The 13,776-nt window shown below is 65.3% G+C and carries 16 protein-coding genes; 10 read left to right on the top strand and 6 right to left on the bottom strand.

Annotated features, from left to right (window positions below; genetic code table 11):
• Positions 1-70 precede the first annotated feature (70 nt).
• Positions 71-553 carry an RrF2 family transcriptional regulator gene (locus R2N11_RS09000; protein ID WP_199029996.1) on the bottom strand — a complete coding sequence of 161 codons (483 nt, stop codon included), beginning with the start codon at positions 551-553 and terminating at the stop codon, positions 71-73.
• 220 nt (positions 554-773) lie between these two features.
• Between R2N11_RS09000 and R2N11_RS08995 the strand changes: the two genes are divergently transcribed.
• From R2N11_RS08995 to R2N11_RS08975, 5 genes are all read left to right on the top strand, one after another.
• Positions 774-1,979 carry a globin domain-containing protein gene (locus R2N11_RS08995; protein ID WP_316680848.1) on the top strand — a complete coding sequence of 402 codons (1,206 nt, stop codon included), beginning with the start codon at positions 774-776 and terminating at the stop codon, positions 1,977-1,979.
• A gap of 23 nt (positions 1,980-2,002) precedes the next feature.
• Entirely contained in the window at positions 2,003-2,194 is a 192-nt protein-coding gene (locus R2N11_RS08990; protein WP_316680847.1) for a hypothetical protein, read from the top strand.
• A 32-nt stretch (positions 2,195-2,226) separates the two neighbouring features.
• Positions 2,227-3,684, top strand: coding sequence for a MocR-like pyridoxine biosynthesis transcription factor PdxR (gene pdxR / locus R2N11_RS08985; RefSeq protein ID WP_316680846.1), 1,458 nt, complete (start codon positions 2,227-2,229; stop codon positions 3,682-3,684).
• Between the two features lie 79 nt (positions 3,685-3,763).
• Positions 3,764-4,201: a carboxymuconolactone decarboxylase family protein gene (locus R2N11_RS08980; RefSeq protein ID WP_199029993.1), complete on the top strand. Its 438-nt coding sequence runs from the start codon at positions 3,764-3,766 to the stop codon at positions 4,199-4,201.
• Positions 4,202-4,320: 119 nt separating this feature from the next.
• The gene (locus tag R2N11_RS08975) at positions 4,321-4,737 is read left to right on the top strand and encodes an SRPBCC family protein (protein ID WP_316680845.1); all 417 of its coding nucleotides are present in this window, start codon (positions 4,321-4,323) and stop codon (positions 4,735-4,737) included.
• A gap of 16 nt (positions 4,738-4,753) precedes the next feature.
• Here R2N11_RS08975 and R2N11_RS08970 read toward each other — a convergent pair whose 3' ends face one another.
• Entirely contained in the window at positions 4,754-6,052 is a 1,299-nt protein-coding gene (locus R2N11_RS08970; protein ID WP_316680844.1) for an MFS transporter, read from the bottom strand.
• 288 nt (positions 6,053-6,340) lie between these two features.
• On the opposite strand from R2N11_RS08970, the gene R2N11_RS08965 reads away from it, so the two are divergent.
• A complete protein-coding gene (locus R2N11_RS08965) occupies positions 6,341-6,568 on the top strand; it encodes a YgaP family membrane protein (RefSeq protein WP_199029990.1) in 228 nt (75 codons plus the stop codon).
• 17 nt (positions 6,569-6,585) lie between these two features.
• On the top strand, positions 6,586-7,101 hold the full coding sequence (locus tag R2N11_RS08960; RefSeq protein WP_316680843.1) for an RNA polymerase sigma factor: 516 nt from the start codon (positions 6,586-6,588) through the stop codon (positions 7,099-7,101).
• Positions 7,102-7,121: 20 nt separating this feature from the next.
• Here the strand turns inward: R2N11_RS08960 and R2N11_RS08955 are convergent, their stop codons facing one another.
• Positions 7,122-8,006, bottom strand: coding sequence for a LysR family transcriptional regulator (locus R2N11_RS08955; protein WP_316680842.1), 885 nt, complete (start codon positions 8,004-8,006; stop codon positions 7,122-7,124).
• 134 nt (positions 8,007-8,140) lie between these two features.
• On the opposite strand from R2N11_RS08955, the gene argC reads away from it, so the two are divergent.
• Positions 8,141-9,076 carry an N-acetyl-gamma-glutamyl-phosphate reductase gene (argC, locus tag R2N11_RS08950; protein WP_316680841.1) on the top strand — a complete coding sequence of 312 codons (936 nt, stop codon included), beginning with the start codon at positions 8,141-8,143 and terminating at the stop codon, positions 9,074-9,076.
• Positions 9,077-9,240: 164 nt separating this feature from the next.
• Positions 9,241-10,077 carry a bifunctional allantoicase/(S)-ureidoglycine aminohydrolase gene (locus tag R2N11_RS08945; protein ID WP_199029984.1) on the top strand — a complete coding sequence of 279 codons (837 nt, stop codon included), beginning with the start codon at positions 9,241-9,243 and terminating at the stop codon, positions 10,075-10,077.
• 70 nt (positions 10,078-10,147) lie between these two features.
• Here R2N11_RS08945 and tam read toward each other — a convergent pair whose 3' ends face one another.
• Complete coding sequence (gene tam, locus R2N11_RS08940) at positions 10,148-10,927, bottom strand: trans-aconitate 2-methyltransferase (RefSeq protein WP_316680840.1); 780 nt, start codon at positions 10,925-10,927, stop codon at positions 10,148-10,150.
• Between the two features lie 101 nt (positions 10,928-11,028).
• Here tam and R2N11_RS08935 point away from each other — a divergent pair, with 101 nt between their 5' ends.
• On the top strand, positions 11,029-11,928 hold the full coding sequence (locus R2N11_RS08935) for a LysR family transcriptional regulator (RefSeq protein ID WP_316680839.1): 900 nt from the start codon (positions 11,029-11,031) through the stop codon (positions 11,926-11,928).
• 54 nt (positions 11,929-11,982) lie between these two features.
• Here R2N11_RS08935 and R2N11_RS08930 read toward each other — a convergent pair whose 3' ends face one another.
• Both R2N11_RS08930 and R2N11_RS08925 read right to left on the bottom strand, forming a co-directional pair.
• Positions 11,983-12,354 (bottom strand): hypothetical protein, encoded by a 372-nt coding sequence (locus tag R2N11_RS08930; RefSeq protein WP_199029978.1) that lies wholly within the window; start codon positions 12,352-12,354, stop codon positions 11,983-11,985.
• A gap of 232 nt (positions 12,355-12,586) precedes the next feature.
• Positions 12,587-13,714, bottom strand: a complete 1,128-nt coding sequence (locus R2N11_RS08925) for a nickel/cobalt efflux transporter (protein WP_316680838.1) — start codon at positions 13,712-13,714, stop codon at positions 12,587-12,589.
• Between the last annotated feature and the right edge of the window lie 62 nt (positions 13,715-13,776).

Below are 13,776 nucleotides of genomic sequence, written 5' to 3'. Positions count from 1 at the left end.
CGCTGAGTTGCCCTGGTGAGCGGGTTGCGCGCGGGGAAGCGTTCTGGCGGGTGGAACTGCAGCGACGCTGCTACCGGCGCGAGGCCGGCTTGGCGCGCGCCCGCGGCATCGGTAACGCCACGCCCTCCCCCAACGCCCGGCTCAACGCATTGGGCTTATCGACCAAATCCTGCAGCGTGTACGTGTCGAGCACCGCGAAATACGCCCGCAGCGCGTCGTTCAGTACGCCGCGTAGGCCGCACGCGCGGGTGATGACGCAGTGGTTGTCGTCCGCACGGAAGCACTCGACCAGGCGAAAGTCGGGTTCAGTGGCGCGCACCACGTCGCCCAGGTTGATCTCGGCAGCGGGCCGGCCCAGCGCGATGCCGCCGGCACGCCCGCGCACGGTGTGCAGGAAGCCATCGGCCCCGAGCTGCTGCACGATCTTGATGAGGTGGTTCTTGGGAATGTCGAATGCATCGGCAATGCGCTGGATCGTGACCAGCTCGTCCGGGTGCACGGCCACGTAGATCAGCGTGCGCAGGGCGTAGTCGGTGTAGTCGGTCAGTCGCATAGTGGGTGCGTTGTGCGTAAAACATTCATAGAAGACACATCTTACGGGTAAGCCGCCGCCTTGGATGCGCCGGTTTGCCGCAGGCATTATTGTTGTATATAAAATGCACGTTTAATAGAATCAGTGTCAGGAAGTCGCAAGAACACGCTGCAGCACGCCAGAAGTGCAACGGCGCCCCCGTCTTATTTGTTGCATTCAATACACATATTTGGAGTTTGCCATGCTGTCCGAACGATCCAAGCCCCTGATTGATGCCAGCGTGCCCGTGCTGCGTGAGCACGGCCTGACCATCACCCGGACCTTTTATCGCAACATGTTCGCCAGCCACCCCGAGCTGACCAACCTGTTCAACATGGGCAACCAGGCCAACGGGTCGCAGCAGCAGTCGCTGGCGTCTGCGGTGTTTGCGTACGCAGCCAACCACGGTAACAACGCAGCGCTGGCCCCGGTGGTCAGGCGCATCGTGCACAAGCACGCGGCCGTTGGCCTTAAGCCGAGCCACTACCCTATCGTTGCGCGGCATCTGTTGGGTGCGATTGCCGAAGTGCTGGGCGATGCCGCCACGCCGGAACTGCTGGCCGCGTGGGATGAGGCTTACTGGCTGCTCGCCGCCGAGCTGATCGCTGCTGAAGCCCGTCTCTATCAACACGCTGGCAGCGGCCCGGATCACCGTCAGCCGGTTCGTATTGTCGAGCGCCGTCAGCAGGCGGAAGACGTGGTCTCCTTCACGCTGGAAGCGGTGGGTGACGTACCGCTGGCGGGCTTTCAGCCGGGGCAGTACATCTCGGTGCAGGTGGAGTTGGCACCGGGTGTGCTGCAGCAGCGCCAATACAGCCTGTCGGACGCGCCGAATGGCCGCACGTGGCGCATCTCGGTCAAGCGCGATGCGGGTGATGTGGACCGCCCCGCCGGCACGGTGTCGAGCTGGCTGCATGCCCGCGCGCGCGAAGGCGAGGTCCTGCTGGTCAGCCAGCCCTATGGCGATTTCGTTCCGCAGCTCACCACCGACAACCCGATTGTGCTGATGTCGGCGGGTGTGGGCATCACGCCGATGATCGCCACGCTCAATACGCTCGCGCAGCAGAACAGCGCCCGCAAGATCGTGTTCAGCCACGCTGATCGTGCGGCAGCCCATGTCGCGCACACCGATGACCTGGAGCGCGCCGCACTGGCTCTGCTCAACTTTGAGGCACACGTGTTCCTGGAGTCCGGTGAAGCGGCGGAGTTCGTGTCACGTCCCGCCCAACCTGGCCGCATGGCGGTCGACCCCATCCTCGAAGCGCATGCCGCAGATGCGGATTTCTACCTCTGCGGCCCGCTGCCCTTCATGCAGGCGCAACGTGCAGCGCTGCTCGCGGGCGGTGTGCCAGCAGAGCGCATCCATCGTGAGGTGTTCGGCCCCGATCTGCTGGACGACATCCTGTAAGCCCGCCACTCAGGAGGCCCACCATGCCCCGCCCTGCTCTGCTGCTGACCATCGGCCCCCCCGACTCTGTCAGCCGCGTGCCGTATGCGGGGCATCTGGCGTTTGCGCTTGGCTTTCGCCCGTTCTACCTGCTGGCCGCGCTTGCTGGGTTGTGGCTCGCGGCGCGTGTGCTGTTCTTGCGGGTTCTGCAGCGCGCACGCAGCGTGCGTAAGTAGAATGGCGCAGCCCAACGCATTCTGCGTCCACGATGGATGTTCATTTGACGATCCACGGCCGGCATGATCTTGCCGGCCAGCTGTACCGACAGTTGCGCACCGCCATTCTCGACGGCCGCCTTGCGCCCGGCGAGCGGCTGCCTTCCACGCGCGATCTCGCGCTGCAGATTGGCGTGTCGCGCAAGACCACGCTCGATGTGTTCGAGCGCCTGAGTGCGGAGGGCTACCTGCGTTCGCGTGCTGGTTCCGGCACCTTCGTGGCCGAGGCCACGCAGGGGCTTGCAGGCCGCGCGCCGCGCGTGTCGCCCGCGGCACAGATTGCTGCACCCGCGCCGGCCACACGCACCTTCACCACACCCTGGAACGACATGCCCGACGTGCTGCCCACGCCGCGCACCGGCATCGTCTACGACTTCGTGGGTGGCGTGACCGAGAAGCGCTTGTTCCCCTTCGACAAGTGGCGCAGTTGCGTGGCGCACGGGCTGCGCCTGCAGGCGCGGGGGCGCGGCGCGTATCACGACCCGGCGGGTGACCAGACACTGCGTCTGGCGATCTCACGCTACCTCGCCTTCAGCCGCGCCGTGGTCTGCGCATGGGGCGATATCGTTGTCACGCAGGGCGCGCAGCAAGCCATCGATCTGATTGCCCGCGTGCTGGTGCGTCCAGGCGATACCGTTGCCATTGAAGACCCCGGCTATCCGCCCGTGCGCATCGCACTGCAGGCACTGGGCGCCAACGTGGTGCCCGTGCCGGTGGATGCCGAGGGCCTCGTGGTGGATGCGGTGCCACCGCACGCCAAGCTCGTCTACGTCACGCCGTCGCACCAGTTTCCGCTGGGTATGCCGATGAGCCTCGCGCGCCGAGCGCAACTGCTCGATTGGGCGCAGCGCCACGGTGTGCTCATCCTGGAAGACGACTACGACAGCGAGTTCCGTTTCGACGGCCGGCCAATGGAGTCGCTCAAGAGCCTGGATGCCACCGGCTGCGTGGCCTATGTGGGCACGTTCTCCAAGACAATCTTTCCGGAGCTGCGCATCGGCTATGTGGTGCCACCGGCCTCGTTGCTGGCACCGCTGCAGCGCGCCAAGCAGGTGGCCGACTGGCACAGCGAATCGCTCATGCAGGCGGCACTTGCCAAGTTCATGCTCGACGGCGATTTCGGTAAGTACCTGCGCCGCATGCACAAGGAATACGCCGCACGGCGCGAGGCACTGTTGCGGCATCTGCGCGGGCCGCTGGCACCGTGGATGATGCCGGTGCCTTCTGCGGCAGGCATTCACATGGCGGCACGACTGCACGCGCCGCTGCGGGAGCCCGCCGTGCTGAAGCTGGCCGAAAGCGTGGGCGTCGGCTTGTATGGCACGACCAGGATGCACGTTGCCCAACCACCGCTGCCGGGGCTGCTGATTGGCTACGGCTATGTGAACGTGGCGGAGATCGACGCGGGCCTCGCCCGGCTGGCGCAGGCACTCGCCAAACTGGCTACCTGAAACTCGCCGAGAGTGGTGCTTTTGCCGAGCCACTCGACCCTCTAATCTGGCGCCTGTCACCACGTACCGGAGCCCGATCATGGAACCCCGCCTCGACTTCTATACAGCCAATCCCGTTGCCATCCAGGCGGTGATGGGTCTGGAAAAGGTGCTGAGCAAGAGCACGCTGGAAAAGCCGCTGACAGAGCTCGTGCGCCTGCGCGCCTCGCAGATCAACGGTTGCGCCTACTGCGTCGACCTGCACACCAGCGACGCGCGCAAAGGGGGGGAAGACGATCGCCGCCTGGCCACCGTGTCGGTCTGGCATGAAACGCCCTTCTTCACCGACCGCGAACGCGCCGCGCTGGCGTGGACAGAGGCCGTCACCCTCGTCGCTGAAACCCGCGTGCCAGATGATGTATGGCAGGCCGTGCGCGCCCAGTTTTCTGATGCCGAGCTGGTTGACCTGACGCTGCTTGTGTCCACCATCAACACGTGGAACCGTCTGGCGATCAGCTTTCGCAAGCTGCCGGCTTAAGAGGCGCCTCACCGCAGCATGGCGGATCCGGGCGCATGCAGGACGGATGCGCGGCCGCCTATACTCCAGCGACCGGCGCGCCTCTCGTTCGGTTGAGCACCGCCTGCCCTGGAGCCCGCATGCATCCCGTCCGCACACTCAGCATCAACATCGAGCGCCACTTTGATGATGTGGCCGCCTTCCTGGCCGAGCCGCTGAACTATCCCACCTGGGCGACGGGCTTGTCGACCAGCCTGGCACCCAGCACGCAGGGCTCGGGTGCGGCGCCCGACGAATGGATTGGCGATGCGCCGCAGGGCAACGTGTTCATCCGTTTCAGCCCGCCCAACACGTTTGGCATTGCCGACCACTGGGTGCGCCTGCCGGATGACACCGTCATCTACGTGCCGCTGCGCGTGGTACGCAACGGCGCCGGCACCACCGTCTCGCTCACGCTGTTTCAACTGCCCGGCATGGACGACGCGCAGTTCGAGGCCGATGCCGAATGGGTGCAGCGTGACCTGGTGAAGCTGAAGACGGTGGTGGAAGCGGAGTAAACGCAAGCGCTCAGGCTCAGACCTTCTCCGCCTGCGCAGCCTGCGGGGCGGTCTGCAAGGTGGATGCGCCGGCCGGTGCGGATGGTGCGCCGAGCGACGGATCGCCATGCGCATCCGACCCCTTTACCTGGCTCACCCAGAACACGCAGAACAGCCCCGCCGCCACGGCCAGCCAGCCGTTGAGCCCGTAGCCATCGATGTGGCCACCCGCGCTGGTGGAGAGCAGCAGCCCGCCAATCCATGCGCCCGTCCCCGTGCCTACCGACATCACCGCGCTGTTGGCCGAAAGGAAGGCGCCGCGCACCTTCGCGTCGGGCACGGTCGTCATCAGGGCCTGCATGGGCACCATGCGGCTGGAGAGGACCACCATGAAGCACGGGAAAAACAGCAGCAGGCCGATGAAGGGCCAGTTCGGCAGATGCGTCATCACCAGCACCGGGATGAACGCCAGCAGCGCCGCCGCCACAAAAACACGGCGACGGCCGTAGTGGTCGGCCAGCTTGCCCACGGCGCGCGAACTGAAGAACGCTGCTGCACCCCCCGCCACGTACAGCCACGACAGATCCTGCGGCGCGATGCCATGGTTGGCCACCAGCACCGGCGAGATGAACGGGATCACCAGCATGTGCGAACCCATCATCACGAAGGTCAGCAGGAAGGCCCGCAGATGCCGTGGGTTGCTCAGCAACTGCCACAGGCCCGCGAGGATCTGGCCGGGTGTCTGGCGGGTGTTGCTCAGGTGGCCAGTCAGCGGCGGAATGGTGTGCCGCGCGCCCAGCCACGTCAGCGCGGTCATCACGGTCAGCAGGAAGAACGGTGCCGTCCAGCCGAGGTGTGCACCCAGCGCGATGCCCACCGGCACGCCAGCCATGGCCGCCAGTGCAAACGACGACATCACCACGCCGGTGGCCGCGCCCCGCCGCGCGGGCGGAATCACATCCGACAGGATGGCGAGCACGAGCGAGCCAAGCACGCCGCCCGTGAGCCCCGCAAATGCGCGTGCAAACAGCAGCATGCTGTAGCTGCCCGATAGCGCACAGGCCAGGTTGGCCAGCGTGAACAGGCCGTAGACGGTCAGCAGCAGGCGGCGCCGGTCAAAGCGGTCGGTGTACGTGGCGGCCAGCAGGCCCGAGGCGCCGGAGCACAGCGAATACACCGACACCGCCGTGGCGAACGCCGCCGGGCCGATGCCAAACGTATGCATGATCTGCGGACCGAGCGGCATCATCACCATGAAATCCATGATGACGGTGAACTGCGTGAGCGCGAGCAGCCAGAGCAGATGCCGCTCGCGCTTGGGTTCAAGTAAGGGCATGGGAGAGAACGAAGATAACGGAGAGAAGGCGCTTGTCTCCGTGGCGGGGATCGCCCGGGTGATGTTTGCGCCGCATTATGTCTAAAAACATATCTTAAGATAGTTATCGCAACCGGCGAAGTCAACCCGAATTTGCGTGACGCGCATACAACGGCGGCCATCATGCGCCTGCGGTACAGGTGCGCCGCAGATTTTTTTTTGATGGGCGCGAATCCGTTCACGCTGGCGGTGCCTCTTAGGGGGGCGAGGACTGTCCTCACCTTTCGTCCGACCCCTTTGGAGAACATCATGTCGTTTCTGAAATCTGCCCTGTATGTGAAGAACGTGCCGAACTGGGAGCGTGTCGTGCGCATCGTGCTGGCGCTGGCTGTCGCTGTTGGCGGGCTGGCCCTGGCGGCTGCGCCCTGGAACTGGCTGCTGGCCGCAGCCGGCGCCGGGTTTGGCCTGACCGGTGTGGTTGGCTTCTGCCCGGCGTGTGCACTGGTCGGCCGTCGGCTGCAGCAACCTAAGCGGTAACCCGCGCGACTGACGCCATGGATCTTGTCCGTCACCAACCCCTGCTCGATGCCGCCCGCGCGGGAGACGTATCGGCCATCGAGCGACTGCTGGCCGTCTGTCAGCCCGACATCCGCCGCTATGCGCAGCGCAATTGCTTGGTCTCCGACGTCGATGACGCCGTGCAGGAAAGCCTGCTGGTGCTCTCGCGCAAGGTGGGGTCGCTGCGCGCGGCGGCGGCGTTTTCCAGTTGGCTGTTCGCCATCGTGCGCCGCGAGTGTCATCGCATGGCGCGCAAGGCACTCTCGACCGACCCGTGGGATGACGACAAGGTGGAAGCGTGGCTCGCACGCCTGCCGGTCGACGATCTGCGCCACGACGTGGCGGCCGCACTGGAATCCTTGCCCGCGCACTATCGCGAGATCATCGTGCTGCGTGACCTGAACGAGATGACCATCGGCGAGATTGCCGATCAGTTGAACGCGTCCCGCGCGGCAGTGAAGAGCCGCCTGCACCGGGCGCGGCAACTCACGCGCGAATATCTGCTCGGCTGAGGCCCAGTCCGGACACTGCCCTACCGCGCACGCATGCCCCATAGCACGTCGAGCACATGTTGCGTGGCGCGTTCGATGTGCCCTGCCCGATGCGCGATGCCAAGCTGGCGCCACAATGCCGGCCGCAGCGCTCGCATGACAATGCGGGCGTCCGGCACTGGCGTCGCCGCTTCGTGCGGCAGCAGTGTGGCGCCGTAGCCCGCTGCCACCAGGCTCTTGATCGCGTCGTTGTAGTTGAGCTGGATGCGCGGCGTGGGGTGATGGCCGTCGGCGGCGAACCACTCCGCCGTCAGGCGTGAGAGCCGCGTGGTGGTGTCGTTGAGGATGAGCGGCTGCCCCGCCAGCCATGCCGGCGTGACACGCGCCGGGCTCTGCCAGTGCGCTGGCAGAAACGCCATGACGGGGTCACGCCGCCACGGCTTGATCGCCAGCCCCGCCACCTGTGATTGCGGCAGCGCCACCAGCCCGATATCGAGCACGCCGTCGGCCAGCCGCGTGAGCGTTTCCTGCGAGGTCAGCACAGCCACCTGCACGTCGATGCCTGGATGATCCTGCCGCAGCACCTCCAGCGCTTGCGGCAGCAGATGCGCGATCGCGCCGGTGGACGCACCCAGCCGCACGCGCCCGCTCAGGCCCTGTACCTGCCGCTGGATGTCGTCCAGCGCCTGCTCTGCATCCGCCAGCAGACGGCGCGCACGTTCGACCATCACCTCGCCAATCGCCGAGGGGCGCACCTGCCCGCGCTTGCGCGACAGCAGTGGCGCACCCACACGGCCCTCCAGCTCGGCAATGTGCAGGCTGACCGTGGGCGGCGCCAGGTGCAGGGCGCGTGCGGCGTCGGCAAACGAGCCGCGGTCGGCCACCTCCACCAGCGTGCGCAGGCGGTCCAGGCTGATCTCTCTCATGGCGGGCGTCAAGTTCAGAAAAACTGAATATAAGCGTTGTGAAATTCAACTTTTCACATCGCAGGCATGCCGTGAAGATAGCGGCTCACACATCGTTTTGCACGCACCGTATTCCCGTACTGGAGGACACCGGCATGGCTGCACCCCTGATCTTTATCGATGGCGACCAAGGCACCACGGGCCTGCTGATCCACGAGCGCCTGCGCGGCCAGATCGATCGGCAGAGCCTGCAACTGCTGACGCTGCCTGCCGATGCCCGCAAAGACGCCAAGCGCCGCGCCGAGGCCATCAACGCCTGCGATATCGCCATCCTGTGTCTGCCGGATGCTGCCGCGCGCGAAGCCGCGGCGTCCATCGTCAACCCGGATGTCCGTGTGATCGATGCCAGCTCCGCGCATCGCACCACGCCGGGCTGGACGTATGGGTTTCCGGAGATGAGCGAAGGACAGGCGCAGCGCGTGGCAGCGGCATCCCGCGTGACCAACCCCGGGTGCTACCCGACCGGCGCGATTGGCTTGCTCGGTCCGCTGGTGCGCGCGGGTCTGGTGCCGGTGGACTACCCGGTCAGCATCCACGCCGTGTCCGGCTATTCGGGTGGTGGCCGCGCCGCGGTGGAGGCCTACGAAGGGCCCGACGCGGCGAATGCGCTGCCATTCCAGGTGTACGGGCTCGGCCTGGCGCACAAGCATGCGCCGGAAATCCAGCAGTACGCCGGACTCACGCAGCGGCCGATGTTCGTGCCCGCGTATGGTGCGTATCGCCAAGGCATCGCGCTGACGGTGCCGCTGGAGTTGCGCTTGCTGGCACCGGGCGTTGACGCAGCCCGGCTGCATGCGTGCCTGGCTGATCACTACGCGGGTGCGCGGCATGTGGAGGTGATGCCGCTGCGGGCGTCGTCCGCGTTGTCGCATCTGAACCCGCAGGCGCTCAACGGCACCAACGACATGCACCTGGGCGTGTTTGCCAACGATCACGGCCAGGTCCTGCTGACGGCGGTGTTCGACAACCTTGGCAAGGGTGCCTCGGGTGCGGCGGTGCAGAATCTGGAGCTGATGCTGGGGGCCGCGTGAACCATGTGCGGGGCGCTGGAGGGTAGTGGGAAATCGAATGGAAGTCATCGCAACATTTAATTGGTCGATTGTTGCCGACTTCGCTATCGTCAACGCCGCCCGCGTACGAACGGCCCAATGCTGTTTGCGCCCGAGGCCGGACCAACCCATTGCCTGGATGCAGTATGTCTAAAACAACGTATTACGCGCCGCATGGCGGCCACCCGCCGCAGACCGATCTGTTGACCGATCGCGCGATGTTCACCGAGGCGTACGCGGTGATCCCGAAGGGGGTGATGCGCGACATCGTCACGAGCTGGCTGCCGTTCTGGTCGAACACGCGCCTGTGGGTGATCGCCCGCCCGCTGTCGGGGTTTGCCGAAACCTTCTCGCAGTACATCGTTGAAGTGAGCCCGGGCGGCGGCAGCGACAAGCCCGAGCAGGACAAGAACGCCGAAGCCGTGCTGTTCGTCGTCGAAGGCGAAGCCGAACTGACGCTGCAAGGCAAGAAGCACACGCTCAAGCCGGGCGGCTACGCGTTCATTCCGCCGGGCGCGGACTGGACGCTGCACAACGTCAGCGATGCTGCTGTGCGTTTTCACTGGATCCGCAAGCACTATCAGGTCGTCGACGGCATTCCGCTGCCGGAAGCCTTCGTGACCAACGAGCAGGACGTCGAGCCGATCCCGATGCCGGGGACCAACGGTGCGTGGGTGACGACGCGCTTTGTCGACATGAGCGACATGCGCCACGACATGCACGTGAACATCGTGACGTTCGAGCCGGGTGGCGTGATTCCGTTTGCAGAAACGCACGTCATGGAGCACGGCCTGTACGTGCTGGAAGGCAAGGCCGTCTATCGCCTGAACCAGGACTGGGTTGAGGTGGAAGCGGGCGACTTCATGTGGTTGCGCGCGTTCTGCCCGCAGGCGTGCTATTCGGGTGGCCCTGGTCGCTTCCGCTACCTGCTGTACAAGGATGTGAACCGTCACATGAACCTGTTGCTGAACCCGTCGCGCTAAGCGTCGAGCAGGTCAGACGAAAAAGCCCGTCGGTATATGCCGGCGGGCTTTTTTCATGGGGTCGCAGTACCTATTTGCGCGTCGCCACGATAAACAGGCGCGGGAACGGCAAGAGCACCGTGCCGTCCTCCTGTGCCGGATATGCCAGCGCGATCGCGTCACGATAGCGCGTGAGGAACGCGCCGCGTTCGTCGTCGTTCAACGCCGCCAGGAACGGCCGCAGCCCTGTGCCTTTCAACCACGCGACCACTGCATCGGCGCCGCCGCGCAGCGGGTGGTAGTACGTGGTGCGCCACACGTCCACGCGTGTGCATAGCGGTGACAGCATTGCGTAGTAGCGGCGCGGGTCGAACCGCTCGGTCCGTTCCACGCCTTTGAGCTTTTCCGCCCACGGGCCGGCGGCGGCCACTTCGCGCATCAGGCGGTGCGTGGGTTCGTCCAGGTTGTCCGGCATCTGCACCGCAAGATGACCGCCCTGCGTCAGCTTGCCGATCAGCTTTGGAAACAGTCTGGCGTGCGCGGGCAGCCATTGCAGCACGGCGTTTGCGAGAATCAGGTCGTATGCGCCGGGCGCATCCCATGCAGCAATGTCTGCGATGTCAAAGCGCACCTGAGGCAGGCGCTTGCGTGCAGCGTCGATCATGTCGGCCGAGCTGTCGATGCCGAGGATGGCCGCGCCGGGCGCACGCGCCATCAGTGCCTGGGTCGAGTTGCCCGGCCCGCAGCCGATGTCGATGGCGCTGTGGATGGGCGTTTGCGGCACGGCGGCCAGCAAGTCCCTGGCGGGCCGTGTGCGCTCTTCTTCAAACTGAACGTATTGGTTTGCGCTCCAATCGTGTTGTGTCGTCATCGCGATTCTCCTTGCCGGGGGTGCTATCGATTGGCGGCATTCTGTGGTTTTCCGCTGGATCAGTAAAATGAATTCATTGTTCTCATTGATTCATTTATCTAATGAAGATCGACACGCTTGGCGTGCAAGCCTTTGTGGCGATTGCGGAGTGCGGCAGCTTTACGCAGGCGGCCGACACGCTGCATGTGACGCAGACGGCCATCACGCAACGGCTGCGCAAGCTGGAGGCATTCCTGGGGGTTGCGCTGGTTGAGCGCACCACGCGCAGGACGGAGCTGACGGAAATCGGCCGCCGCTTCCTGCCGCAGGCACGCCGACTGTTGAGTGAGTTGTCTGACGCACTGACGGAAATCCGCGAGACCGGCCTGAGCCAGCGTGGTGACATCACGATCGCCTGTGTGCCGACGGTGGGTGTGCAGTATCTGCCGCGCATTCTGCGGGCGTTCTCCGCGCACCGGCCGCACGATCGTGTGAAGATTCTCGATCACGCCTCTGCATCGGTGCTGCAGGCGGTGCTGCGCCGCGAGGCGGAATTCGGCATCAGCATTGCGGGCGACCAGCACCCTGAACTCACCAGCGTGCCGCTCACGAGCGACCCGTACGTGCTGATCTGCCGCGACGATCACCCGCTCGCCAAACGGCGGCGCATCCGCTGGGAGGCGCTGCAACCGCATCCATTGATCTTTGCTGGCGAGGTGAGCGGCAACCGCAGCCTGCTCGAAGGCGCGCTCAAGAACAGCGGAGTGACATTGCATTCGTTCTACGAAGTCCAGCGCAGCTCAACGGCGCTGGGGCTCGTGGCCGAAGGGCTGGGTGCGGCAGTGGTGCCGCGGCTCGCGATCCAGAAGAATGCGTACCCGATGATCCGGACGATAGAACTGGTCGAACCAGAGGTGTCGCGCACGCTGGTGCTCGTAACGCGCAGGACAGCGCAGTTGTCGCCTGCGGCGCGTGCGCTCTACGAGATGATCGTCGAGGAAGGGGCGACGCTGGCACGTTGACCGGTGAGAAGGTCTACCCGCAGGGGCAGGCACTTCTCACTCGGGTTGCATGCTTCATGCATGTGCGCCCTGCGGGTTGCTGGGGTACGTGGAATCGCCGTGCCATGCGAGCACGCCACGTGTGTCAGTGCGCTGCTGATCGGCACCCTGTGCGTACGGATCGAAGCGATCGCGCCTCCACGAAAGATAGCCGTAGGTGTCGGCCTGACGATCCGCACCTTGCGTGAACGGATCCGCCTTGTCCTGCTTGTGCCCTTGCGTGTACGCATCCACCTTGTCCAGGCGGCTTTGTCCTTGCGTGTAGGGATCGGCGCTGCTGGCGGCTGCGGCCGGTTGCGCCGCGAACAGCGCGGCGGAGGCCGTCAACGTGGCCAGCAAGGCGAACGACAGGCGGCGGGTGCGTGTGAAGGAACGGGTGGTGTGCATGGTGAACTCCTCATTGGTTGAGCGTGCGCCATCCGCGGATGGCAGTCCGACGGATCGCTTGCCGGATGGCATCGACCTCTCCTGTTGGTCGCGACATCGATGCAAACCTGACACGGTTTCCATGAGAAATTGTTCGCGCCCGCCGGTACCCACAGATACGCAGGCCGTGCCGCAGTGGATGCAGCCTCGGCACAACGTGCGCTCGACCAAACACGCGCAGCACATGTGGCGGTCACGTCAACTGCATGACCCCTTGCACACCCTGCCAGCCCACATACAGGCCCACGAGCGCGATCAACCCACCCGAGAAGTACGGCGCCTTGCGTGCGAACTCGCCAAAGCCGCCCCAGCGTCGTGACACGTGCTTCACGCTCAGCGCCGCCAGCGCCCCCGAGGCGACCATCGTCAAAGCCAGGCCAATGCTGAAGCACAGCACCAGCGCCGCGCCCAGGGTGATCTGCTTGAACTGCAGACACAGCAGCAGCACCGTGATGGACGCCGGGCACGGCACCAGCCCGCCGGTCAGGCCGAACACGATGATCTGGCCGGTGGTGACTTCGCGGTTGGCGAAGCGGCGGCGGATATCGTTGGCGTGCGCGCGTTCGTGCGCATCCTGATCGTCGCCGGACGACACATCCAGTCCACCATGGTCATGCGCGGCATGCGTGTGGTCGTGCTCAATGAACTCGACGTCGTAGTCGTGCCGATGGTGCGCATGCCCGAGTGACAGACGTGCCGTGAAGGCATGCGGCTCGGGAATGGTCTGTTCCGATTCCAGAAAGCCATCGCGCTGCAGGAAGCTGAAGGTCTGCCGACTGCCGTCCGGCCGCTCGGTCACCAGCTGCACCTGATCTGCCGGCCAGGCATGACCATGCGTGCCCTGATGTGCATGCTCCTGCGCCAGCCGGAAGCGCGGCGGTACACCGTCTTCAAACACTGCCAGCCTGACGATGCCATGGCCGGTGTCGATGCGATGGACGTCGTCATGACCATGATCGTGGTCATGGTCGTGCGCTGCGCGGGTGCTGCGCCATGTGCGCCACATCATCCACCCCGCCACGGCGACGATCAGCACAGCGGAGGCCATCTGGAAGTATGGCTCGGTTGTCTCCGGGTTCCAGTTGCGGCCAAAGTACAGCCCCGCCATGGCCACCGCCCACACCACCGCCGTGTGCGAGACCGTGGCCGACAACCCCAGCAGTACCGCCTGCGCAAGCGTGCCGCGAATGGCGACGATGAACGCCGCCATCATCGTCTTGGAGTGCCCCGGCTCCAGGCCATGCAATGCGCCCAGCAGAATGGCACTGGGCACGAACAGCCAGGCATTGCCTTGCTGCAACAGGGTGGCGAACGCGGTCATGGGTGGGCAGCCGGTGGTGAATTCAGGTGGGTGAACTATACTCCCCCCTAGTATATTGATGC

The organism is Ralstonia flaminis, from assembly GCF_958415495.1.
Classification (GTDB): domain Bacteria; phylum Pseudomonadota; class Gammaproteobacteria; order Burkholderiales; family Burkholderiaceae; genus Ralstonia; species Ralstonia flaminis.
The sequence above is the reverse complement of the archived record's forward strand: the minus strand, read 5'-3'. Positions and strand labels throughout refer to the sequence as shown.

Excerpts from the sequence above, each read along its gene's own strand:
- tam (WP_316680840.1), bottom strand. The coding sequence starts at position 10,927 with ATGACGACACAACACGATTGGAGCGCAAACCAATACGTTCAGTTTGAA.
- R2N11_RS08955 (WP_316680842.1), bottom strand. The coding sequence starts at position 8,006 with ATGAGAGAGATCAGCCTGGACCGCCTGCGCACGCTGGTGGAGGTGGCC.
- argC (WP_316680841.1), top strand. The coding sequence starts at position 8,141 with ATGGCTGCACCCCTGATCTTTATCGATGGCGACCAAGGCACCACGGGC.
- R2N11_RS08995 (WP_316680848.1), top strand. The coding sequence starts at position 774 with ATGCTGTCCGAACGATCCAAGCCCCTGATTGATGCCAGCGTGCCCGTG.
- R2N11_RS08970 (WP_316680844.1), bottom strand. The coding sequence starts at position 6,052 with ATGCCCTTACTTGAACCCAAGCGCGAGCGGCATCTGCTCTGGCTGCTC.
- R2N11_RS08935 (WP_316680839.1), top strand. The coding sequence starts at position 11,029 with ATGAAGATCGACACGCTTGGCGTGCAAGCCTTTGTGGCGATTGCGGAG.
- R2N11_RS08975 (WP_316680845.1), top strand. The coding sequence starts at position 4,321 with ATGCATCCCGTCCGCACACTCAGCATCAACATCGAGCGCCACTTTGAT.
- pdxR (WP_316680846.1), top strand. The coding sequence starts at position 2,227 with ATGGATGTTCATTTGACGATCCACGGCCGGCATGATCTTGCCGGCCAG.
- R2N11_RS08980 (WP_199029993.1), top strand. The coding sequence starts at position 3,764 with ATGGAACCCCGCCTCGACTTCTATACAGCCAATCCCGTTGCCATCCAG.
- R2N11_RS08930 (WP_199029978.1), bottom strand. The coding sequence starts at position 12,354 with ATGCACACCACCCGTTCCTTCACACGCACCCGCCGCCTGTCGTTCGCC.
- R2N11_RS08960 (WP_316680843.1), top strand. The coding sequence starts at position 6,586 with ATGGATCTTGTCCGTCACCAACCCCTGCTCGATGCCGCCCGCGCGGGA.
- R2N11_RS08965 (WP_199029990.1), top strand. The coding sequence starts at position 6,341 with ATGTCGTTTCTGAAATCTGCCCTGTATGTGAAGAACGTGCCGAACTGG.
- R2N11_RS09000 (WP_199029996.1), bottom strand. The coding sequence starts at position 553 with ATGCGACTGACCGACTACACCGACTACGCCCTGCGCACGCTGATCTAC.
- R2N11_RS08990 (WP_316680847.1), top strand. The coding sequence starts at position 2,003 with ATGCCCCGCCCTGCTCTGCTGCTGACCATCGGCCCCCCCGACTCTGTC.
- R2N11_RS08925 (WP_316680838.1), bottom strand. The coding sequence starts at position 13,714 with ATGACCGCGTTCGCCACCCTGTTGCAGCAAGGCAATGCCTGGCTGTTC.
- R2N11_RS08945 (WP_199029984.1), top strand. The coding sequence starts at position 9,241 with ATGTCTAAAACAACGTATTACGCGCCGCATGGCGGCCACCCGCCGCAG.